This window comes from Leifsonia poae, from assembly GCF_020009625.1.
GTDB classification, from domain to species: Bacteria; Actinomycetota; Actinomycetes; order Actinomycetales; family Microbacteriaceae; genus Leifsonia; species Leifsonia poae_A.
On sequence record NZ_JAIHLP010000002.1, the window covers coordinates 568,068 to 589,870 of the forward strand.

The 21,803-nt window shown below is 68.0% G+C and carries 16 protein-coding genes and 2 pseudogenes; 7 read left to right on the top strand and 11 right to left on the bottom strand.

Annotated elements, in window-relative coordinates; all coding sequences use genetic code 11:
* The first annotated feature begins 83 nt into the window (after nucleotides 1-83).
* From K5L49_RS03430 to K5L49_RS03445, 4 genes are all read left to right on the top strand, one after another.
* Nucleotides 84-884: an alpha/beta hydrolase gene (locus K5L49_RS03430; RefSeq protein WP_223690618.1), complete on the top strand. Its 801-nt coding sequence runs from the start codon at nucleotides 84-86 to the stop codon at nucleotides 882-884.
* Nucleotides 885-938: 54 nt separating this feature from the next.
* On the top strand, nucleotides 939-1,952 hold the full coding sequence (locus K5L49_RS03435) for an LLM class flavin-dependent oxidoreductase (protein ID WP_223690619.1): 1,014 nt from the start codon (nucleotides 939-941) through the stop codon (nucleotides 1,950-1,952).
* A 104-nt stretch (nucleotides 1,953-2,056) separates the two neighbouring features.
* Nucleotides 2,057-2,980 (top strand): hypothetical protein, encoded by a 924-nt coding sequence (locus K5L49_RS03440; protein ID WP_223690620.1) that lies wholly within the window; start codon nucleotides 2,057-2,059, stop codon nucleotides 2,978-2,980.
* 77 nt (nucleotides 2,981-3,057) lie between these two features.
* The gene (locus tag K5L49_RS03445) at nucleotides 3,058-3,834 is read left to right on the top strand and encodes an SGNH/GDSL hydrolase family protein (protein ID WP_223690621.1); all 777 of its coding nucleotides are present in this window, start codon (nucleotides 3,058-3,060) and stop codon (nucleotides 3,832-3,834) included.
* Nucleotides 3,835-3,873: 39 nt separating this feature from the next.
* On the opposite strand, the gene K5L49_RS03450 is transcribed toward K5L49_RS03445, so the two are convergent.
* The 4 genes from K5L49_RS03450 to K5L49_RS03465 form a co-directional block, all read right to left on the bottom strand.
* Nucleotides 3,874-4,326 (bottom strand): MATE family efflux transporter, encoded by a 453-nt coding sequence (locus K5L49_RS03450; protein ID WP_263298807.1) that lies wholly within the window; start codon nucleotides 4,324-4,326, stop codon nucleotides 3,874-3,876.
* A complete protein-coding gene (locus K5L49_RS03455; RefSeq protein WP_223690622.1) occupies nucleotides 4,326-5,312 on the bottom strand; it encodes an MATE family efflux transporter in 987 nt (328 codons plus the stop codon). Before K5L49_RS03455 ends, K5L49_RS03450 begins: the two co-directional genes overlap by 1 nt.
* A gap of 90 nt (nucleotides 5,313-5,402) precedes the next feature.
* Nucleotides 5,403-5,849, bottom strand: coding sequence for a MarR family winged helix-turn-helix transcriptional regulator (locus K5L49_RS03460; RefSeq protein ID WP_223690623.1), 447 nt, complete (start codon nucleotides 5,847-5,849; stop codon nucleotides 5,403-5,405).
* A 59-nt stretch (nucleotides 5,850-5,908) separates the two neighbouring features.
* Nucleotides 5,909-8,329: a phosphoketolase family protein gene (locus tag K5L49_RS03465; protein ID WP_223690624.1), complete on the bottom strand. Its 2,421-nt coding sequence runs from the start codon at nucleotides 8,327-8,329 to the stop codon at nucleotides 5,909-5,911.
* Nucleotides 8,330-8,482: 153 nt separating this feature from the next.
* Between K5L49_RS03465 and K5L49_RS03470 the strand changes: the two genes are divergently transcribed.
* The 3 genes from K5L49_RS03470 to K5L49_RS03480 are packed head-to-tail and all read left to right on the top strand — an operon-like array spanning nucleotide 8,483 to nucleotide 9,983.
* Complete coding sequence (locus K5L49_RS03470) at nucleotides 8,483-9,088, top strand: GNAT family N-acetyltransferase (RefSeq protein WP_223690625.1); 606 nt, start codon at nucleotides 8,483-8,485, stop codon at nucleotides 9,086-9,088.
* Nucleotides 9,085-9,621 carry an EamA family transporter gene (locus K5L49_RS03475; protein WP_223690626.1) on the top strand — a complete coding sequence of 179 codons (537 nt, stop codon included), beginning with the start codon at nucleotides 9,085-9,087 and terminating at the stop codon, nucleotides 9,619-9,621. The genes K5L49_RS03470 and K5L49_RS03475 overlap by 4 nt, the downstream gene beginning before the upstream one ends.
* A 14-nt stretch (nucleotides 9,622-9,635) precedes the next feature.
* Entirely contained in the window at nucleotides 9,636-9,983 is a 348-nt protein-coding gene (locus K5L49_RS03480; protein WP_308116507.1) for an EamA family transporter, read from the top strand.
* Nucleotides 9,984-9,999: 16 nt separating this feature from the next.
* On the opposite strand, the pseudogene K5L49_RS03485 reads toward K5L49_RS03480, so the two are convergent.
* The 7 genes and pseudogenes from K5L49_RS03485 to lgt all read right to left on the bottom strand — a co-directional run bounded on the left by K5L49_RS03485 (nucleotide 10,000) and on the right by lgt (nucleotide 21,777).
* A pseudogene (locus K5L49_RS03485) lies at nucleotides 10,000-10,853 on the bottom strand (ABC transporter permease).
* Nucleotides 10,840-11,812 (bottom strand): annotated as a pseudogene (locus K5L49_RS03490) (ABC transporter ATP-binding protein). The pseudogenes K5L49_RS03485 and K5L49_RS03490 overlap by 14 nt, the downstream one beginning before the upstream one ends.
* The gene (locus K5L49_RS03495) at nucleotides 11,809-12,894 is read right to left on the bottom strand and encodes a LolA family protein (protein WP_223690629.1); all 1,086 of its coding nucleotides are present in this window, start codon (nucleotides 12,892-12,894) and stop codon (nucleotides 11,809-11,811) included. The pseudogene K5L49_RS03490 and the gene K5L49_RS03495 overlap by 4 nt, the downstream one beginning before the upstream one ends.
* A 131-nt stretch (nucleotides 12,895-13,025) precedes the next feature.
* A complete protein-coding gene (gene pyk / locus K5L49_RS03500; protein WP_223690630.1) occupies nucleotides 13,026-14,441 on the bottom strand; it encodes a pyruvate kinase in 1,416 nt (471 codons plus the stop codon).
* A gap of 107 nt (nucleotides 14,442-14,548) precedes the next feature.
* Nucleotides 14,549-16,006, bottom strand: coding sequence for a glutamate synthase subunit beta (locus K5L49_RS03505; RefSeq protein WP_223690631.1), 1,458 nt, complete (start codon nucleotides 16,004-16,006; stop codon nucleotides 14,549-14,551).
* A 42-nt stretch (nucleotides 16,007-16,048) separates the two neighbouring features.
* Nucleotides 16,049-20,626, bottom strand: coding sequence for a glutamate synthase large subunit (gene gltB, locus K5L49_RS03510; RefSeq protein ID WP_223690632.1), 4,578 nt, complete (start codon nucleotides 20,624-20,626; stop codon nucleotides 16,049-16,051).
* A 158-nt stretch (nucleotides 20,627-20,784) separates the two neighbouring features.
* The gene (gene lgt, locus K5L49_RS03515; RefSeq protein ID WP_223690633.1) at nucleotides 20,785-21,777 is read right to left on the bottom strand and encodes a prolipoprotein diacylglyceryl transferase; all 993 of its coding nucleotides are present in this window, start codon (nucleotides 21,775-21,777) and stop codon (nucleotides 20,785-20,787) included.
* Between the last annotated feature and the right edge of the window lie 26 nt (nucleotides 21,778-21,803).

A 21,803-nucleotide genomic window follows, 5' to 3' on the forward strand; every position in this document is an offset into this window, starting at 1 on the left:
CCCCCGCTCGACCACGGGAATACGCTGTGCCTGCGGTGCAGTGGTCTCTTGTTTTCGGAGAATTCCGACGAAAGGCACGAGCGATGGCGAATCAACCGGTTGTCTTCCTCCACGGTCTCTGGCTCCACGCCTCCAGCTGGGGGTCGTGGGTCGAGTTCTTCCGCAATGAAGGCTACGACCCGATCGCCCCGAATTGGCCCGGCGAACACGACACTGTCGCCGACACGCGCTCGCACCCCGACGAGGTGGCGGATGTGGGAATCGACGAGGTCACGGCGCACTTCGCGAGGATCATCGAGACGCTCCCGATTCCCCCGGTTCTCATCGGCCACTCGTTCGGCGGGCTCATCACCGAGAAACTTCTCGGGCAGGGATACGGCACCGTCGGCGTCGCCATCGACCCCGCCCAGATCAAGGGGGTCCTCCCGCTGCCGCTCGCCCAGTTGCGGTCCGGACTCCCGGCCCTCCGCAACCCGGCCAACATCAGTAGAGCGATCTCGCTCACCGAGAAGGAGTTCCGGTACGGCTTTGCGAACCAGCTCGACGACGAGGAGTCGGCTGAACTGTTCGAGAGGTGGACCATCCCCTCCACCGTGCGACCCCTGTTCCAGGCCGCGGGCGCGAACTTCTCCCTGCACTCGCAAGCGGCAGTCGACACGGCCAATGAGGATCGCGGTCCGCTGCTTCTGATTTCCGGAACGGCGGACCACACCGTGCCCGATGTCACCACTGACGCTACCCTGCGGCAGTACCGGAAGTCGAACGCGGTGACCGAGCTGATCAAATTCCACGGCCGCGGTCACTCGCTCACGATCGATCACGGGTGGCGCGATGTCGCCTCCGAGGTGCTCGCCTGGTTGGGGCGCCAGGGGCTCGATGACTGACACGGTGTTCGGGGCCCGCGGAATACCGCACGCATCTGCCGGCTTGTCCCCATCGTGAAACGCATCGGATTCCTCTCTTTCGGCCACTGGCAGGACGTGCGCGGTTCCCAGGTGCTCACGGGCGCCGACGCGCTGCTGCAGAGCGTCGAGCTGGCCGTGGCCGCCGAGGAGGTGGGGGTCGACGGCGCCTATGTTCGCGTGCACCATTTCGCGCAGCAGCTCGCCTCACCGTTCCCCCTGCTGGCGGCCATGGCGGCCCGCACCAGCCGCATCGAACTCGGCACCGGCGTGATCGACATGCGATACGAGAATCCCCTCTATGCCGCGGAATCCGCCGCGGCAGCCGACCTGATCAGCGGCGGGCGACTGCAGCTCGGCATCAGCCGCGGGTCACCCGAGACGGCGCTGCGCGGCTACGAGTCGTTCGGATACGTTCCGGCCGACGACGAGACCGATGCCGATATGGCGCGTCGTCACACCGATGTATTCCGCGCAGCCATCGCCGGAGCCGGGCTCGCCCTGTCGAACCCGCAGATGACCGGCGTCTCCCAACCGCTCGCGATCGAGCCGCGCTCCCCCGGTCTGCCTGAGCGCATCTGGTGGGGCGCCGGTTCCCGGGCCACCGCGGTGTGGACCGCCGAGCAGGGCATGAACCTGATGAGTTCGACACTGCTCACCGAAGACACGGGCGTGCCGTTCGACCAGCTGCAGGCGGAACAGATCCGGATGTTCCGGGACGCCTGGCGTGAAGCCGGTCACGACCGCGAACCGCGAGTGTCGGTAAGCCGGAGCATCGTGCCGATCATCGACGAGGAGACGAACCGCTTCTTCGGCCTGCGCGCCCAGGCGGACGCGACCGACCAGGTCGGCCATCTCGACGGCGGGCTCGCCCGCTTCGGACGCAGCTACATCGGCGCCCCCGACGTCATCGCGGCCGAACTCGCACAGGACGAAGCGGTCCAGGCCGCCGACACCGTGCTCGTCACCGTGCCCAATCAGCTCGGCGTCGACTTCAATGCTCGCATCCTGGAGTCGATCGTGCGGGATGTCAGACCCGCGCTCGGGTGATCCACGCCCCCCGATCACGGCGTAGCGGTGACCGACCGCCCCCTGCCAGACTGGTTCCGCTGCAGACCCGAATCCGTCAGCGTCCGTGTCGAGAAGGGTCTGCCATGCCGGGAACCAGGGTCACCGCCGCCGTCGCGAGCGTCATCGCGGTGATCGCCGCTTCCGGGCTGGCGACATCCGCGGCCGACGCGGTTCCGAACAGCGGGGTCGACCCCTCGCCGTCGGCGATCACGAGTCTGTGGGCGTGGGGCAACCCGATCGACCCGGCGGCGGATGCACGCGGCCTCGGTCAGCCCGAGTTCCAGCCCGCCGCTTTGGCCGCCTTCGCGCAGAGCCATGGGCTCCACTCCGTGTACCTGTCGGTGCCGTGGGCAGCGAACCAGGGCGCCTTCGCAACCTGGTTGCCCGAGGCCGTCGACGCACTGCACGCGGTGGGCGTCTCCGTCTCGGCGCTCGGCGGGGACAGCGCGTGGGCGGCGCAGCCGGGCCTCGCCGCGCAGTGGGTCACGGATGCGCTCGCCACCGCCGACTTCGACGCCGTGCAATTCGATGTCGAGCCGTGGGCCGGTGTGCCGAATCCCGACCTCGCCACGATCGTTCCGCAGTACACCGCCATGCTCGCCGCCGCCGCTGCCGTCGCCCACGGGACGCCGATCGGCGCGGACCTGCCCTGGTGGCTCGCCGCCCAGCCCGTCGGCGGGGGCACCGCGTTCGACGCGATCCTGCCCCACCTTCAGTCGGTGGCGATCGTCGCCTTCTCCGACCATGCGACCGGCGCGGACGGGATCATCGCCCTCGCTTCCCCGGCGGCCGACGCGGCGGCCGCCTCCGGCATTCCGTTCACGATCGGCGTGGAGACCGACACCCCGGCCGTCGCCGGCGGCGCGCAGTACACCTTCGGCGACGACGGAGCGGACGCGCTCGAAACGCAGACCGCCCTTGTGCGCGACGGGTTCGCAGCGACGGACGGGTACCGCGGGGTCACCGTCGAGCACCTCCTGAGCTGGCGCACGCTGCTCGGCGACTGACCCGGGCTGCCGAACGCTCGGCGGCAGCGAAGTCGGGAGTGTCGCCCGGCCCTCTCCGGCGCGAGTAGCGTAGGGGGATGTTCTCGAGCTACATCGCCATCGGCGACAGTTTCACGGAGGGGGTCGGGGACGATCTGCCGGACGGGCGGGTGCGCGGCTGGGCGGATTTCGTAGCCGTCGGTCTCGCTCTGGCGTCGCCCGAGATCGTGAGCTATGCCAATCTCGCGATCCGCGGTCGCAAGCTCGGTCCGCTCCTCACCGAGCAGTTGGAACCGGCTGTCGCCCAACACCCCCAGCTCATCAGCATCAATGGCGGCGGCAACGACATCATGCGACCGCGCGTGTCGACGGTTTCGGTGACGGAGCAGCTGATGGCGGCGGCCGACCGGGTCACCGGGGCGGGCATCCACCTCGTGATGCTGAGCGGCGCCAACCCGACGGACCATCTTCCGCTCGGCGGTCTCGTCGCGAAACGCGGCGAGGAGCTCGATTCCACCGTGCGGGCGCTCTTCCCGCGGGAGAACGCCACCTTCGTCGACAATTGGGCCGACACTGGGCTGAGAGCGCTGCGCTACTGGTCGCAGGACCGTCTGCACCTGAACGCGCTCGGCCACGCCCGCGTCGCGTCGAACGTGCTCACCGCGCTCGGCGTCGCTGTTCCCGCCGAATGGGGTGTCTCCGAGGTCGCCGCCGAACCGGCAGGCGCGTCCTCGCGACGGACGGCCGCCTATTACCGGGAGTACGTGCTCCCCTGGATCGGCCGCCGGCTCACTGGCCGTTCCTCCGGTGACGGTCGCGCGGCGAAGATCGCCACGCTCACGCCAGTCGACCCGAGCAGAGCGACACCCGTCTGACCGGCGGGCGTCGGCCGACCGGGTGTGCCGGCGTTCCGCTCAGACCGCCACGGCCTCGAGTACGCTATCGGCCCGTTCCGCGTTCCCCTCGGCCAGGCCACGATCGATGGCCTTGCGGGCGGCGAGCCAGAGCGCGACGCCGACGAGGAACACGAGGCCCTCGGTGATCGTCAATGCCCAGACGATGCCGGGAAGACCGAACCAGAGGTTGCCGAGCAACACGATCGGGATGAAGAGCACTCCCTGCGTGATCGACATCACCGTCGCCGCAAGCGCCCGTCCCGTGGCCTGGAACAGGGAGGTGATGAGGCCGGTGAGCCCGTTGCCGATCATCGCCACGAGCTGGGCGGTGAGAATGGTGGCGCCGATCGCCAGCACGGAGGGATCGGCCACGAAGGCCGAGAAGAGCTGGTCGCGAAAGAGGAACACCGCGACCGCGAAGGTCAGCCCCACGCCGCCGACCGTGATCGCCGAGGCCCGCAGCGCCGACATCAGCCGGCTCCTGTCCCCTTGCCGTAGGCGAAGGCGAGTAGCGGGAGCACGCCCAGCGTCACCCCCATCAGCAAGAACTCCGGCACCTGTGCGATACGGACGGCCACGCCCATCGCCGCCAGTGGACCGTCGCCGTAGGCCGCGGCGAGATTGTTGAGCACCAGCGATGTGACGATGAGGAACGAGGCCTGCAGTAGTTCGCCGACGCCGACGCCGAACACCGGCTTCAGCACGGACGGCGAGAGGGTGAACCACCGCGGCGCGAGGCTGATGTGCTCGCTGTTCCGGTGCAGCCAGAGGGCGAAATAGGCCACGACGCCGAGGTTGGACAGCCCCATCGCCAGCGCCGCTCCGGCCACGCCCCAGTGCAGCACCAGGATGAAGAGCACATCGAACAGCAGATTCGCCGCGGTGGAGGCGATGAGCCCGATCATGACCTGACGGGAGGCACCCTCTGCCCGCACGAGCTGTTCGAGACAGAAGGCCGCGGCGAGCACCGGGACGAAGGCGAGCATGACCGCGACGTATGCGCCCGTCGCCGACGCGGCCGCCGCATCCGCGCCGAGCAATGCCACGATCGGGTTCAGGAGGAGCAGGCCGACGCCGCCGAGCACGGCTCCGGCGACCACCGACCCCCAGACGGCGAAGGACGAGACCCGTCTGATCTCGCCGGCCTTCGTGGGATCGCTCTCGCTCGCGCCGAGAAGACGGGAGATGAGCGCGCCACCACCGACGCCGAAAACGCCTCCGACGGCCATGACGAGCCCGAGGATCGGTGTGCCGAAGGTGATGGCGGCGAGCAGCACCGTGTCGTGGAGCGAGCCGATGAACCCGGCGTTGATCACGTTGTAGACGGCCCCGACGATCATCGCGGCGGCCATCGGCACGCAGAGGTGCACGAGGGCTCGAACGATCGGCGCGGAGGAGAGGTACCAGCGGTTGGTGCCGACGGCGTCGGCCTGTGTTTCGGGTGTCGTGGTGCTCATGACTGCTCCTTTCCGGGCAGGGTGAAGCGCGCGCCGACGAACGCCGGCACGGCGAGAGAGGGGATGCGCGGCCAGGCCGCGCGCGATCCGTTACGACCGGGTGGGCTGCGGCAGTTCCGCCGTGACCTTGGTCAGGAGCGCGTGCAGTGTCGCCCGCTCCTGGTCGTCCAGCGGGGCGAGGATGGTGTCGTCGGCGTCCCGCATCGCGGATTCGAATCCGGCGATGAGGTCGGCGCCGGCGGGCGTTGCATACACACGTTTGCTGCGCTCGTTCCCCGCCTCCGTGCGACGTTCGATGAGGCCGCGGCGTTCGAGTCCCTGCAGAAGGCTCGATACGCTCGCCGCACTCGTGCGGGTCATCTGCGCGAGATCACGCTGGATGGATCCGGGGTTCTGCACGAGGAATCCGAGCGCGAACGCCTGCTCATGGCTGAGTTCGCGCGCCCGGATCCAGTCCTCGCCGACCTTCCGCTGCGCCCAGCCGATCCAGCGGACGAGTTCGAGGCTGCTCGAGAACGTCATCTCCGGTTCATTCATAATCAGAACTCTAATTGTTAGCGTTCTAACTGTCAAGCCTCGAACTGATCAGGAGCCGCTCACTCGTTGTCGCCACCCGTCGAGTCCAGCCGGATCGCACCCGGGGAACCGCTCCACGCCCACTCCGCCACCTCGGGGATGTCCTCCCCGTGTTCGCGGGTGTACTCGCGCGCCCGCAGACGCGCATCCTGCATCTCCTGACGGAAGGCACCCTGCTTCGCCGCCAGCCCGGGCACGCGATCGAGCACATCCATCACCAGGTGGTACCGGTCGAGATCATTGAGCATCACCATGTCGAAAGGCGTGGTGGTCGTGCCCTCCTCCTTGTATCCGCGCACATGCAGATTGTCGTGCCCGACGCGACGGTAGGTGAGGCGGTGGATGAGCCACGGATAGCCGTGATAGGCGAAGATCACCGGCTTGTCCGTGGTGAACAGAGCATCGTACTCACGGTCGTTCAGACCGTGCGGATGCTCGCCCTCGCTCTGCAGTCGCATCAGATCGACGACGTTCACCACGCGCACCTTCAACGATGGGATGCGGTTCCGCAGAATCGACGCGGCGGCGAGCACCTCGAGGGTCGGGACATCACCCGCGCACCCCAGCACCACATCCGGCTCTTCGCCTACCACCTCGGTGCCCGCCCAGCCGAAGATGCCGATGCCTCGCGTGCAATGCTCGATCGCTTCGGGCATGGTCAGCCAATTGGGCGCCGGCTGCTTGCCCGCCACGACCACGTTCACATAGTCGACCGAGCGCAGGCAATGATCATAGGTGGAGAGCAGCGTGTTGGCGTCGAACGGCAGGTAGACCCGCACGACATCGGCCTTCTTGTTCACCACATGGTCGATGAAGCCCGGGTCTTGATGGGAGGCGCCGTTGTGGTCCTGCCGCCACACATGCGAGCTGAGCAGGTAGTTGAGCGACGCCACCGGTCGGCGCCAAGGGATGCGGCGCGACGTCTTCAGCCACTTCGCATGCTGGTTGAACATCGAGTCCACGATGTGGATGAATGCCTCGTAGGAGGTGAGCAGCCCGTGCCGCCCGGTCAGCAGATACCCTTCGAGCCATCCCTGGCATTGGTGCTCGCTCAACATCTCCATCACCCGGCCGCTGGTGGCCAAGTGGTTGTCGTCGTCGATCGGCCAGAACTCGGCGTTCCACTGCTTGTCGGTGACCTCGAACACATCCTGCAGCCGGTTCGACGCCGTCTCGTCGGGGCCGAACAGGCGGAAGTCGGTGGGGTTGGCGACCATGACATCCCGCAGCCATCCGCCGAGCACGCGCGTCGCCTCCGCGACGGTTGCCCCCGGGGCGGGAACCTCGACGGCGTACTCACGGAAGTCGGGCAGCCGCAGGTCTCGCCTCAGCAGCCCTCCGTTGGCGACCGGGTTGGCGCTCATCCGACGCTCACCGAGCGGGGCGAGTGCGGTGATGAGCGCAATGGGAGCGCCGGACTCGTCGAAGAGTTCCTCGGGCCGATAGGACGCGAGCCAGTCCGCGAGCACGGCGGTGTGGGCTTCGGTGTCGCGGGCATCGGAGAGGGGAACCTGATGCGACCGCCAATTGTTCTCGGTGGGATGCCCGTCCACCTCCTTCGGACCGGTCCACCCTTTCGGTGTGCGCAGGATCAGCATCGGCCAGGCCGGTCGCCCCTCGAGTTCGCCCGCCGCGGCAGCCCGCTTGATGCCGTCGATCTGATCGAGGATCGTGTCGAGCGTCTCGGCCATCCGCTCGTGCACCGCCCGCGGATCCTCACCGTCGAAACCGCCCGAGACGAGGTACGGCGTGTGGCCGTAGCCGCGCATGAGGTCGAACAACTCACTCTCGGGGATGCGCGCCAACACCGTGGGGTTCGCGATCTTGTACCCGTTCAGGTGCAGGATCGGCAGCACGACGCCGTCGGTGACCGGGTTCAGGAACTTGTTCGAATGCCAGGCCGTCGCGAGCGGACCGGTCTCGGCCTCGCCATCGCCCACGACGGCGGCGACGAGCAGATCCGGATTGTCGAATGCGGCGCCGTACGCGTGGGAGAGCGCGTAGCCCAGCTCGCCGCCTTCATGGATCGACCCGGGCGTCTCCGGCGCGGCGTGGCTCGGGATGCCGCCGGGGAATGAGAACTGTCGGAAAAGCCTCCGGAGTCCGTCCTCGCTGCGATCGATCGCGCTGTAGATCTCGCTGTACGTTCCGTCGAGGTAGGAGCTTGCCACCACGCCGGGACCGCCGTGGCCCGGACCGGCCACGAAGATCGTGTTCAGGTCCCGCTCCTGGATCGCCCGGTTGAGGTGGGCATAGACGAAATTGAGGCCCGGCGTCGTTCCCCAGTGGCCGAGCAACCGAGGCTTGATGTGCTCCCGGGTGAGCGGAACGCGCAGCAACGGATTGCCGAGCAGGTAGATCTGACCGACCGAGAGATAGTTCGCGGCTCGCCACCAGGCGTCGAGACGGTCGAGTGCCTCCGGAGACAAAGTGTTCGGCATCGGAATCCTTTCCCTTGGCGCGAAGCCTACGCGGGCCTCGACTCCGGGCAACCACCCCGAGAAGAACAGTCGTCGACTCCGACCGCACGGTTCGGGTCCGTCGAGCGCTCGGAGCCCCTCGCGGGCATGCCGCACGCGCGATAGGTTGTCGCTATGTCTGCGCAGACGATCACGGTCGAGGCCGTCCGCCCCGACCTCTGGCCCCGAGTGCAGCAGGTCTTCGGCGAGAAGGGCGACCCCGCCGGATGCTGGTGCCAATGGTTCAAACTGACCGGCGCCCGGTTCCGAGAACTGACGGTCGACGAACGATCGCAATCGCTCCGCCAGAGAATCGGGCAGGATCCGGCCCCCGGCGTCCTCGCGTGGCTCGACGGCGAGCCCGCCGGGTGGGCGGCGGTCGAGCCGTTCTCCCGTTACCCGGGGCTCGCCCGCTCCCCCATCACGAAGCGCACCGCCGACGACCCGGCTGACCCCTGGGCCGTCACCTGCTTCGTGGTCCGCGCCGATGCCCGCCGCCGCGGTGTCGCCGGCGCCCTCCTCGCCGGTGCCGTGGATTTCGCCGTCCAGCACGGAGCGACGGTGATCGAGGGCTACCCCGTCGACACGGCGGTGCGGCCGTCCCTGACGGCCGCGGAGCGCTACCACGGCACCGTCAGCCTGTTCGAGGACGCCGGGTTCCGCATTGTGAGACGCCCCTCGACGATCCGGGCGATCATGCGCCTGGAGCGTGCCGAAGGAGCCCGTAGGCTCGAGGGGTGACCTCGACCCCCGAACACCCTGCGCGGCGTTCGGCGATCGGCGCGGGCACTCAGATCGCCACCGAGGTGAGCATCAACTTCGGCTCCTCCCTCGCCGGACTGCTCATCCCGATCGTCGGCTCCGTCGTCGTCGTGGCGGTGCGGCAGATCATCACCGCCGTCGTGGTGCTGCCGTTCTATCGACCCCGTCGCGCCGAACTCACCTGGCGGCGTCTGTGGCCGGCCCTCGCGCTCGGTGTGGTCCTGGCCACGATGAACCTCAGCTTCTATGAGGCCGTCGGCCGGCTCGGGCTCGGGATCGCGGCCACCATCGAGTTCCTGGGGCCGTTCGCGCTGGCGTTGGCAGGATCCCGCCGACTGCTCGATGTGCTCTGCGCGGTGGTCGTCGCCGCCGGCGTCGTGCTGCTCACGGGAACGGTGGGCGCGATCAACGGCTGGGGTGTAGTGCTGGCGCTCACAGCAGCAGCCTCCTGGGCGGCTTACATCCTGCTGACCGGCGCGTGGCACTTCGACTTCCCGGCCTCGAAGGGTTGAGCGTAGCGAGCGTCGTGGCCACGGCAATCCTTGTGCCGATCGCGCTCGTCGTCGTCGACTACAGCCGGATCGACTGGGGTGTGATCGGTCTGCTCGTCGCGGCCGGTCTGCTCTCCTCCGCCATTCCCTACAGCCTCGACACCTTCATCCTGCGCCGCATCACGCCCCGGCTGTACGCGATCATCACGAGCTTCGGGCCTGTCGTCGCCACGCTCTTCGGGGTGCTCGTGCTGCACGAGCATTTCACTCCGCTGCAATTGGCGGGGATCCTCATCGTCTGCGCGGCCGCCGGTGTCACGATCGTGACGCAGCGCGACCATCCCCGCTCCGAATTGGAGAGCACGGCCGAAACCATCCCCTGATCGCTGACAGCGGAGGTCAGGAGAGGATGTCTTTCGTGGTGAAACGGCCGATGGCGAGCGCACCGAACACGGCGATGTACCCGAGCTGCAGGAGCGCATTGCTGCCGAAGGAGTCCCACGAGATCGGCTGACGCAGCAGATCGGCGAATCCCAGCCAGTAGTGGCTGAACAGCCAGGGGTGCACGGCGTCGAGCTGAGGCAGCTGGTCGAGCACCTGCGACACCACCGAGAGCACGATCGTCGCCGCCATCGCCCCACCGGCACATCGGTGAGGGTGGAGAGGAACAGGCCGATCGCACACAATCCGAGAAGCGACACCGTGACATACGCGGCGATGCCGAGCAGACGCAGGAACGCATCGCCCACGCTCACGACGTCGCCCGAGAGCAGGGTGACCGGTCCGATCGGGAACAGGATCGCCCCGATCAGCGAACCGGCGAGAATCACGACAACCGTCGCCGCCACACAGAACACGGCGGCCCCGGCGTACTTCACCGCCAGCAGACGCACCCGGCCGGCCGGCGCGATCAGCAGATAGCGCAGGGTCCCGTGGCCCGCCTCCCCGGCCACGGTGTCCCCCGCCACAACACCGATCGTCAGCGGCAGGAACAGCGGAACGCAGACGACGAGGGCAGTGAACCCCACGAAGAGCCCGTTCGCCGTGATCTGGTCGAGGAACTGGGGCCCGCGACCCGATCGGCTCCCGCCGGTCACGCGCACGGCGACGGCGATCAGGATGGGAACCGCGGCCAGGGCGGCGAGCATCGCCCAGGTGCGCCATCGGCGGAACAGCACGGAGAGCTCGGACCACAGCAACGACCAGCCGGCCGCTCGCCGTGGCCGGATCGCGGCGGTCTCACTGCTCGACATCGAAACCTTCCCCGTAAGCTCCACGAACCGTTGCTCCAGCGTCGCACCGTGGACCGCGAACGCCCGCACCCGCACGCCGCCGGCGACGAGCGCAGCCACGATCTCCTCCGGGGCGACGGGCCCGGGTGCGGCCGACCCCGTTCCGGCCGTCGCTTCCGGCAGGGGTGCATCCATCACCCGTCCACGGTCGTCGTCGGTCCGATGCCGAGCTGCGCCAGAACGGCCGTCGCCGCCGGCGCGTCGGGAGTGTCGAGCCGGAGGCGCGGACCGCTCGCCCCGCGCAATTCGTCGAGCGATCCCTGAGCCACGAGCCGCCCCGTTCGCATGATCGCCGCGTGCGAGCAGATCTGTTCGATCTCGGCCAGCAGGTGGCTGGAGACGAACACCGTCCGTCCCTCGCCCGCCAGCGACCGCACCAGCGTGCGGACCTCCCGCGTCCCCTGCGGGTCGAGGCCGTTGGTCGGCTCATCCAGGATGATCAGGTCGCGGTCGGTGAGGAGCGCCCCCGCGATTCCGAGCCGCTGCTTCATGCCGAGCGAGTATGTTCGCACGTTCCGGCCAGCCGCGTGGGTCAATCCGACCCGGTCGAGCGCGGCCGCCACGCGCGCCCGTCGGGTCGCCGACGGCGCTGAGCGGTCCGCCGAATCGCGGCGGATCAGGTTGGCCGTGCCGGAGAGGTACGGCGCGAACGCCGGCCCTTCGACGAGCGCGCCGACGCGAGGGAGAACGGCGGCGCCCCGCTCCGGCATCGGCTGTTCCAGCAGTCGGATCTCCCCGGCCGATGCTGACACCAGCCCGAGCAGCATCCGGATCGTCGTGGTCTTGCCCGACCCGTTCGGGCCGAGGAAGCCGAACACCGACCCGCGCGGAACGTCGAGGTCGACACCGTCCACCACCGTCCGCGAACCGAACCTCTTGGTCAGGCCGCTCGTCGTGATGGCGGCGGCGGTGCCTGTCACCGAGCGGCGGCTTGCAGGGCGGAAACGGGGACGGCCCCGGCGAAGACCCGGCCATCGTCGGCCACGAACACCGAGACGAGCGATGTGCTGAACGCACGACCTCCCGATACCGCGGTGGTCAGCTGACCGTACAGCGGCGACGATGTGAGCTGCGACGGCACAGACCCGGCCGGCAGTGCGACGATGGCGTCCCAGCCGGTGCCGGTGACGGTCGGCTTCGGATGCGTCGGCGCCTTATTCTGCGACGGCCCGGCGGATGTCGGCAGCGCCTGCTCCGTCACGGTCGCGCCCTTCGGCGGAGTGAAGGAAAAGACGTCGGACGACGGTGTCGCGGTGCTGAACCGGCTGAATCCGACCTCGAAAGCGGGCGTGGTCTGCCCGCGAGCATCCACCTGGACCCGCAGCGGGATGCCGGTGTCACCGTCGACCGCGATGGAAACGGAGCCGACCAGGGTGGCGTCGGTCTTCGGCGTGAGCACGAGATCGTATGCGTCTCGTCCCGCGACCTTCACCGGGGCGCCGAGGGTGACCGAGGTGCTCGGATCCACCGCGGTCAGGAAACGCTGCGCGAGCTGCGACGGCGTCATGGCGGTGCCGGGGATCGCATCCGGGTCCTGCCCGCGGTTGTCCGGCGCTTTGAGGCTCGAGCGGTCGGGCAGTGCGATGTGCGTGACCTTCTCACCTGTCGAGGTGTACAGCCACACATCGGAGCCGTTGCGCACCACGTCGCGCTCGGCGAGCTGGTCGAGCACCTGCACCCGGAGTTTCGTCGGACCGTCGACGTAGACAGCGGCGGTGTGCGAACCGGTCAGCAGCTCGAGCGCGTTCGCGGCGCTGCTCTCGGCGCCCGAACCGGAACCCTGCCCGATCGAGGGAAGGGACGGCAGGCCGAGGTCGGAACTCTGCTCGACCGTGCCGGAGAACGCTTTCACCTCACTCGCGGCGACCAGGTTCAGTACCTCGCCCGGCGTCTTCGACGGCAGATCGGCCGCACCCGCGGCGAGCGGTGCGATGATCGCGCCTGCAGCGATCGCGACCGGCACGACGACGGCCGGCAGCCAGCGGACCCAACGGTTCTTCATGACATCGACACTACGCCGGTGTGGATGCCGAGGGACCTCGCAGATGCTGCGAACTCGGTGGGAAACCGCTCCGGTCCGAACGACGGGAAGGGCCCCGCCGAAGCGAGGGCCCTTCCCGTCGGATCCGTGATTCAGATGACGTCGCCGACCCGGTGCACGCGGATGTCGTTGGTGGTGCCGGGGATTCCGGGAGGGGACCCGGAGATGATGATGACCTTGTCGCCGTTCTCTGCGCGACCGGTCGACTTGAGCGCCTCATCCACCTGCGCGACCATCTGGTCGGTGTGAGTGACCCGCGCGACGACGAACGACTCGACGCCCCAGTTCAGCGACATGCGGCGGCGGATCGACTCTTCCGGCGTGAAAGCGAGGATGGGGATGCTGCTGCGGATGCGCGACATGCGCCGCGCCGACTCACCCGACTCGGTGAACACGCAGAGGTACTTGGCCTCAACGAAATCGGCGACCTCGACAGCGGCCAAGGTGATGGCGCCGCTCTGGGTGCGCGGACGCGTGCCGAGCGGGGCGATCCGGTCGAGCCCGTGCTCCTCGGTGGACCTGACGATGCGCGCCATGGTCTGCACGGTGATCACCGGGTACTCCCCGACACTGGTCTCTCCGCTGAGCATGACCGCATCGGCACCGTCGAGCACGGCGTTCGCCACATCCGAAGTCTCTGCGCGGGTCGGAACCGGGCTCGAGATCATGGATTCGAGCATCTGCGTCGCCACGATGACCGGCTTGGCCGCGCGGCGGGCGAGCTCGACGGCGCGCTTCTGCACGATGGGCACGGCCTCCAGCGGAAGCTCGACGCCCAGATCACCGCGGGCGACCATGATGGCGTCGAAGGCCTCGATGATCTCTTCGAGCGCCTCGACGGCCTGCGGCTTCTCGATCTTGGCGATGACGGGGACTTTGCGTCCCTCTTCCGCCATGATCTCGTGCACGCGCTCGATGTCGCTGGCGTTGCGCACGAATGAGAGGGCGATCAGGTCGGCACCGAGGTTGAGCCCCCAGCGCAGATCGGCCTCGTCCTTCTCGGAGAGGGCCGGGACGTTCACCGCGACTCCCGGCAGATTGATGCCCTTGTTGTTGGACACCGGTCCGGCCACGATGACCTTGGTGGTGACGACGGTGCCGTCGGTCTCGGTGACCTGAACGCGCACCTTGCCGTCGTCGATGAGGAGGTAGTCGCCGGGCGACACGTCCTGGGGAAGACCCTTGAAGGTGGTCGAGGAGATCTCCCTGGTACCGATGATGTCGTCGGTGGTGATCTTGAAGATGTCACCCTCGGCGAGCTCGTAGGGGCCGGCCTCGAACTTGCCGAGACGGATCTTCGGGCCCTGGAGGTCGACCATGACGGCGACAGGCTTGCCGGCGTCGTCGGCCGCCTTGCGCACATTCGCGTAGACGCCCTCGTGGACGTCATAGCTTCCGTGACTGAGATTCATTCGGGCGACGTCAACGCCCGCGTCGATGATGGCGCGGATGTTGTCGTAGCTCGAGGTCGCTGGCCCGAGGGTCGCGACGATTTTGGCCCTTCTCATACTTTTCTTCTTGCTCCGTGATTCTGCGCCCCTGACGGCGCTCGATTCGGTGATGACGTCACGCGGGGTTCCGCGCGCGCGTCCAACAGACAAAAGAGTTCATCAACTCAGACGAGGATTCCACGATCGGTGGGACGGACCGGGAACGGCAACTGTGTCTCCCCCTCAAGATACCGGTCAACGGCCGACGCCGCTGCACGGCCTTCGGCGATCGCCCAGACGATGAGCGACTGGCCGCGGCCCGCATCCCCTGCCACGAACACGCCGGGTCGGCTCGTCTGGTAGTCGCCGTCGCGCTGCACATTGCCGCGCTCGTCGAACGGGAGCTCCAGCTGGGCCGAGAGATCCTGCGACTCGGGGCCGGTGAAGCCGAGGGCCAGCAGCACGAGGTCGGCCGGGATCTCCCGCTCGGTGCCCGCCTTCGGCACGCGGCGACCGTCGAGGTACTCGGTCTCGGCGACGCGGATGGCCCGCACCTCGCCGTGCTCGTTCGCCAAGAATTCGACGGTCGAGGCGAGGAACTCGCGATGTCCGCCCTCTTCGTGGGCGCTGGAGACCTCGAACAGCGTCGGCGTGGTCGGCCACGGCTGGTGACCGGGCCGCTCGCTCGGCGGCTGCGTTCCGATGGCGAGGTTGGTGACGGAAGCCGCTCCCTGACGGTGCGCGGTCCCGATGCAGTCCGCACCCGTGTCGCCACCACCGAGGACCACGACGTGCTTGCCCTCCGCAGTGATCTGGTCGGCGATGCCGTCGCCGGCGCCCGCCTTGTTCTGCTGAACCAGGTACTCCATGGCGAAGTGCACACCGCTCAGATCGCGTCCCGGGATGGGCAGATCGCGCGGCACCATCGCACCGGTCGCGACGACGACCGCGTCGTACCGCGCGCGCAGGTCGTCCCAGGTGATGTCGGCGCCGATGTTGACGCCGGCGCGGAACCGAGTGCCCTCGGCCATCATCTGGTTCAGTCGCGCCTCGAGGTGCTTCTTCTCCATCTTGAAGTCCGGGATGCCGTAGCGCAGCAGGCCGCCGATACGGTCATCGCGCTCGTACACGGCGACGGTGTGACCGGCCCGCGTGAGCTGCTGAGCGGCGGCGAGCCCGGCCGGACCGGAGCCGACGACGGCCACCGTCTTGCCGGTGAGCCGCTCCGGCGGGTGCGGCTGCACCCAGCCGTTCTGCCAGGCCTGGTCGATGATCGACACCTCGACCTGCTTGATCGTCACAGCGGGCTGGTTGATGCTGAGCACGCAGGACGACTCGCAGGGAGCCGGGCACAGCCGCCCGGTGAACTCGGGGAAGTTGTTCGTGGCGTGCAGGCGCTCGATGGCCTGACGGCCCTCGCCTCGCCACATGAGGTCGTTCCACTCCGGGATCAGGTTGCCGAGCGGGCATCCCTGGTGGCAGAACGGGACACCGCAATCCATGCATCGGCCGGCCTGCTGCCGAAGCTGGCTCGGGTCGCCCGCCTCATAGACCTCTTTCCAGTCCATCAGGCGCACGGACACCGGGCGACGTTTGGGGAGCTCGCGCTCCGTCACCTTGAGGAAGCCCTTCGGATCAGCCACGAGTCGCTCCTTCTTCAACGAAATCCTTCAGATCAGTCAGCATCATCCGCCGGTAACCTCCAGGATTCTGTTCCACACGATGTCGCCGTCGGGGTCGAGGCCCTCGTCCACGGCGTTCTGACGGGTCTGCAGCACGGCCGCATAGTCGCGCGGCAGCACCTTGACGAATTTCGCGACCGTCTCCTCGAAGGCCGCGAGCAGCTTGGCGGCCAGCACAGAACCCGTCTCCGCCTCGTGCCGCTGAAGCAGGTCGCGCACGATCTCGACGTCTGCGCCGCCGAGCGGCAGCAGTTCGAGTTCACCGCTCGCGAGCGAATCCCGGTTGACACGATCGGTCTTGAGCTCGTAGACGTAGGCGGTTCCGCCCGACATCCCCGCGCCGAGGTTACGGCCGGTGCCGCCGAGGATCACGGCGAGCCCGCCGGTCATGTACTCGAGGGCATGGTCGCCGACCCCCTCGACCACCGCCGTGGCTCCGGAGTTGCGCACGAGGAACCGCTCGCCCACGATGCCGCGGATGAACATGCTCCCCTGCGTCGCGCCGTAGCCGATCACGTTCCCGGCGATGACGTTGCGCTCGGCCGGGAACACACTGTTCCTGTCCGGCCGGATCACGATCTCGCCACCGGAGAGCCCCTTGCCGACATAGTCGTTGGTGTCCCCTTCCAGGCGAAGGGTGATGCCGCTCGGCAGGAACGCGCCGAGCGACTGCCCGGCCGACCCGGTGAGCGAGATCTCGATCGAGCCGCTCGGCAGGCCGTTCTCGCCGTGCCGAACGGTCACCTCGTGACCGAGCATCGTTCCCACCGCGCGCTCGGTGTTGCGGATGGGGAGCGAGATCGCCACGTGCCCGCCGCTCGCGAGCACGCTCTCGCTGCGCTCGATCAGCTGGTTGTCGAAGTGCTTTTCCAGTTCGTGATCCTGCTGACGCGCATTCTTGCGGGGCGCATCCGCGGGGAAGTCGGGACCGGTCAGGATGGGCGAGAGGTCGAGGCCAGACGCCTTCCAGTGGTCGATCGCACCGTTCACGTCGAGCAGTTCGCTGTGCCCGATCGCCTCGTCGAGGCTGCGGAAGCCCAGCTCGGCCAGGTACTCGCGCACCTCCTGCGCGATGAACTCGAAGAAGTTCACGACGAACTCGGGTTTGCCCGAGAAGCGTGACCGCAGCACCGGATTCTGGGTGGCCACGCCGACCGGGCAGGTGTCGAGGTGGCAGACCCGCATCATGATGCAGCCGGAGACCACCAGCGGCGCCGTGGCGAAGCCGAACTCCTCGGCGCCGAGCAGAGCGCCGACGATCACATCCCGGCCGGTCTTCAGCTGGCCGTCGACCTGCACGACAACGCGGTCGCGCATCCCGTTGAGCATCAGCGTCTGCTGGGTCTCGGCCAGGCCGAGCTCCCAGGGTGTTCCCGCGTGCTTGAGCGAGTTGACCGGGGAGGCGCCCGTTCCGCCGTCATGGCCTGAGACGAGCACCACATCCGCCAGTGCCTTCGCGACACCTGCCGCGACGGCGCCGATGCCCGACTCGCTCACGAGCTTCACGTGAACCCGGGCGTTCGGGTTGGCGCGCTTGAGATCGAAGATGAGCTGCTTGAGGTCTTCGATCGAGTAGATGTCGTGATGCGGCGGGGGCGAGATCAGCCCGACGCCGGCGGTGGCGTGGCGGGTGCGAGCGACCCAGGGGTACACCTTCGTCGGCGGCAGCTGGCCGCCCTCACCGGGCTTCGCACCCTGGGCGAGCTTGATCTGGATGTCGTCGGCGTGCGTCAGATACATCGACGTCACACCGAAACGCCCCGAGGCGACCTGCTTGATGGCGCTGCGACGCTCCGGGTCGAGCAGCCGGTCGAGGTCTTCGCCGCCCTCACCGGTGTTCGACTTGGCACCGAGGCGGTTCATGGCGATGGCCAACGTCTCGTGAGCCTCTTTGGAGATCGAACCGTAGCTCATCGCACCGGTGGAGAACCGCTTGACGATGCTCTCGACCGACTCGACGTCGTCGAGTGGGACCGCCGGGCGCACACCCGACTGCAGCTTGAACATGCCACGCAGCGTCATGAGCGACTCCGCCTGGTTGTCCACCAGATCGGTGTACTCCTTGAAGATGTCATAGCGGCGCGTGCGGGTGGAGTGCTGCAGCCGGAAGACCGTCTCCGGGTTGAAGAGGTGCGGGGCGCCGTCACGACGCCACTGGTACTCGCCGCCGGTCTGGAGCCGCTCATGGGCGAGCACGGCGCTCTCGGCCGGATAGGCGCTGACGTGCCTCGCCAGGTTCTCGGCCGCGAGCACCTCGATGCCGACCCCGCCGAGCTTGCTCGTCGTGCCGGTGAAGTACTGGTCGACGAGCGCCTGGCTGAGGCCGACCGCCTCGAACGCCTGGGCGCCCGCATAGGACGACACCGTCGAGATGCCCATCTTGGACATGATCTTGAGAACGCCCTTGCCGAGCGCCTTGATCACGTTCTTCACGGCCTTCTCCGGCGAGATGCCGGTGATGAGTCCGCTGCGCACGAGGTCCTCGCAGGTCTCCATCGCCAGATACGGGTTGATCGCCGAGGCGCCGTACCCGATCAGCAGGGCGACGTGGTGCACCTCGCGCACATCGCCGGCCTCGACGATGATGCCGACCTTCATCCGGTTCTCGGCCCGGATGAGGTGGTGGTGCACGGCCGCGAGCATGAGCAGCGACGGGATGGGCGCCAGATCTTTGTTCGAGTCCCGATCACTCAGCACGAGGAACTGGGCGCCGGCTTCGATCGCCTCGTCGACCTCGTCGCACATCTCCGCGAGACGGCGCTCCATCGCATCGGTGCCCGCATCGAACCGGTACAGACCCTTGACCGTGGTGGTGAGCCGGCTGCCCGGGGTCGGGTCGATGTGCTGGATCTTGGCCAACTCATCGTTGTCGATCACCGGGAAGTCGAGCACAACCTGTCGGGCGTGCTCTGGGCCGGACGAGAGCAGGTTGCGCTCCGGGCCGAGACCCAGCTTCAGCGAGGTGACGACCTCTTCGCGGATCGAGTCGAGCGGCGGGTTCGTCACCTGGGCGAACTGCTGCGTGAAGTAGTCGAACAGCAGCCGCGGTCGATCGGAGAGCACCGCCACCGGTGTGTCGGAACCCATGGCCCCGAGCGGTTCCGCACCCGTGGTCGCCATGGGCTTGAGCAGGATGCGCACCTCCTCCTCGGTGTAGCCGAACGTGCGCTGACGCCGGGTGATCGACGCCGGAGTGTGCACGATGTGTTCGCGCTCGGGGAGGTCTTTGAGGTTGATGCGGCCCTCATCCAGCCACTGACCGAAAGGCTCGCTCGCGGCGAGCTCCGCTTTGATCTCGTCGTCTTCGATCAGACGGCCGGCCACGGTGTCGACCAGGAACATCCGACCCGGGCGCAGCCGGCCCTTGCGCACGACTCGGCTCGGCTCGATGTCGAGCACGCCGATCTCGCTCGCGAGAACGACGAGACCGTCGTTCGTGACCACGTAGCGACCGGGGCGCAGACCGTTGCGGTCCAGCGTGGCGCCGACGACCGAACCGTCGGTGAAGACGATCGCGGCCGGGCCGTCCCACGGCTCCATGAGCATCGAGTGGTACTCGTAGAAGTCACGGCGAACCGGGTCGATCTCGGTCTGGTTCTCCCAGGCCTCCGGCACCATCATCATCACCGCGTGCGGCAGCGACCGGCCCGACAGGGAGAGCAGCTCGACGACCTCGTCGAACGAGGCGGAGTCGCTGGCCCCCGGTGTGACGATCGGCAGTACCGGGCCCAGGTCGCCGAGCAGCTCGCTCTCGAGCTGGGACTGGCGGGCGCGCATCCAGTTGCGGTTGCCCTGCACGGTGTTGATCTCGCCGTTGTGAGCGATCATGCGGAAGGGCTGCGCGAGCGGCCACGACGGGAAGGTGTTCGTGGAGTAGCGCGAGTGCACGAGTGCGAGCTTGGAGGCGAAGCGCTGGTCGGAGAGGTCCGGGTAGAACGGCTCCAGCTGGAGCGTGGTGACCATACCCTTGTAGACCATCGTGCGGCTGGAGAGCGACGTGAAGTAGACGTCGAGCTCGCGCTCTACGCGCTTGCGCAAGAAGAAGGTCTGGCGGTCGAGCAGGATGCCGCCCACCGGCTCGCCCTTCTCGCCTGTGCGGGTGCTCGACACGAACAGCTGTTCGATTGCCGGCATCGCCCCCCGGGCGAGCGTGCCGATCTCGTCGGCACGCACCGGCACGTCACGCCAGCCGAGCACCATGAGCTCCTGCTCCAGCGCGATCGCCTCGATCGCGGCCTTGACGGCAGCGCGCTCCCCCGGCTCGAGCGGGAGGAACGCATTGCCGACCGCGTAGCGGCCGGCCGCGGGAAGATCGAGACCCGACACGGCGCGCAGGAACGCATCCGGAACCTGGGTGATGATGCCCGCCCCGTCGCCGGTGCCCGCGTCGGAGCCGACCGCACCGCGGTGCTCCAGATTGCGGAGCGCGTTCAGCGCGGCATCGATGATGTCGTGCCCGGCGGTTCCCCTCAGGGTCGCCACCATTGCGAGGCCGCAGGCGTCCTTCTCGAAGGCCGGGTCGTAGAGACCCTGCTTCACGGGCGTGGTGCTGAAGCGGGAGTGGGGATGCGTAAGCGCCATCTTTCGACCGTCCTCACGTTGAAACGGATTGCGGGGGACGCCATCGGCCCGGTGCTGGGGAAGGGGTTCCGCCGCTCACCGCGGGCTGAGTGCGGCCCGGGGAGACGGTACGGTCGGGGTGGGTGCGGGTGTCCTCGACAGGTGGTGTTCGAGCCGACTCAGCTTGTGGCTTTGGCTGCGTTCGACCCGGTCGGTTCGTCGGCATCCTCGCCACGAGCCTCGTCATCCGAGTCGGTGTCGTCAGAGTCTACCTCAGCATCAGCCAGGTCTTCGTCATCTTCCGGGCGCACCCACTGACGGCCGGGAACGTACACGCTCGGCTCGAGACCGGGGTGCCGCCGTGTCTGCACGATGAAGAGCACGATGCCGAGCACGACCGCCGCGAACGCGGCCCACACATTGCTCGGGATGCCGAGGAACGAGAACTCGCTCGGGTCGATGCGGATCGACTCCAGGTAGGAGCGGCCGAGGCCGTACCAGATGAGGTAGACGGCGAACGTCTTGCCCCAGCGGAGGCTGAACTTGCGCTCGAGCCAGAGGATGACGACGATGCCGATGACGTTCCAGATGATCTCGTAGAGGAACAGCGGCTGGAACAGTGTGTCGGCAGGAAGGCCCACCGGGATCGCCTTGTTGGCCGAGTCGATCTGCAGGCCCCACGGCAGGTTCGTGGGAAGGCCGAAGAGCTCCTGGTTGAAGTAGTTGCCGAGCCGGCCGATCGCTTGGGCGAAGAGCAGGGCGGGGGCGAGGGTGTCCGCGAACGACCAGAAACGGATGCCCGACCAGCGGCAGCCGATGTACGCACCGATCGCGCCGCCGATCAGTGAGCCGAAGATGGCGTTTCCGCCGTCCCAGATGGCGAACACGTTCCACAGGTCGGCACCCGAGTAGAAGTAGTCGGCCGGGTGTGTGAACACGTGGTAGAGCCGCGCTCCGACGATGCCGAGCGGCACGGCCCAGAGGATGATGTCGAGGACGACACCGGGCTCCCCGCCGCGCTTGCTGAGCCGCCGCGACGTCCAGATGGCCGCGACGATGATGCCCACCAGGATGATGAGGGCGTACGTGGTGATCCGGTAAGGCCAGAACGGCAACGTGATCTGTTGCCACTCCGGTCCGGGGCTGGGAATGCTCGCGTACCAGCTGCTCATCGTCGCAAACACCCGATGACTCACCT

What these genes read in the sequence shown, in the direction of transcription:
- pyk (WP_223690630.1), bottom strand. Translation starts at nt 14,441, where the DNA reads ATGAGAAGGGCCAAAATCGTCGCGACCCTCGGGCCAGCGACCTCGAGC.
- K5L49_RS03470 (WP_223690625.1), top strand. Translation starts at nt 8,483, where the DNA reads ATGTCTGCGCAGACGATCACGGTCGAGGCCGTCCGCCCCGACCTCTGG.
- lgt (WP_223690633.1), bottom strand. Translation starts at nt 21,777, where the DNA reads ATGAGCAGCTGGTACGCGAGCATTCCCAGCCCCGGACCGGAGTGGCAA.
- K5L49_RS03440 (WP_223690620.1), top strand. Translation starts at nt 2,057, where the DNA reads ATGCCGGGAACCAGGGTCACCGCCGCCGTCGCGAGCGTCATCGCGGTG.
- K5L49_RS03465 (WP_223690624.1), bottom strand. Translation starts at nt 8,329, where the DNA reads ATGCCGAACACTTTGTCTCCGGAGGCACTCGACCGTCTCGACGCCTGG.
- K5L49_RS03445 (WP_223690621.1), top strand. Translation starts at nt 3,058, where the DNA reads ATGTTCTCGAGCTACATCGCCATCGGCGACAGTTTCACGGAGGGGGTC.
- gltB (WP_223690632.1), bottom strand. Translation starts at nt 20,626, where the DNA reads ATGGCGCTTACGCATCCCCACTCCCGCTTCAGCACCACGCCCGTGAAG.
- K5L49_RS03430 (WP_223690618.1), top strand. Translation starts at nt 84, where the DNA reads ATGGCGAATCAACCGGTTGTCTTCCTCCACGGTCTCTGGCTCCACGCC.
- K5L49_RS03455 (WP_223690622.1), bottom strand. Translation starts at nt 5,312, where the DNA reads ATGAGCACCACGACACCCGAAACACAGGCCGACGCCGTCGGCACCAAC.
- K5L49_RS03495 (WP_223690629.1), bottom strand. Translation starts at nt 12,894, where the DNA reads ATGAAGAACCGTTGGGTCCGCTGGCTGCCGGCCGTCGTCGTGCCGGTC.
- K5L49_RS03460 (WP_223690623.1), bottom strand. Translation starts at nt 5,849, where the DNA reads ATGAATGAACCGGAGATGACGTTCTCGAGCAGCCTCGAACTCGTCCGC.
- K5L49_RS03450 (WP_263298807.1), bottom strand. Translation starts at nt 4,326, where the DNA reads ATGTCGGCGCTGCGGGCCTCGGCGATCACGGTCGGCGGCGTGGGGCTG.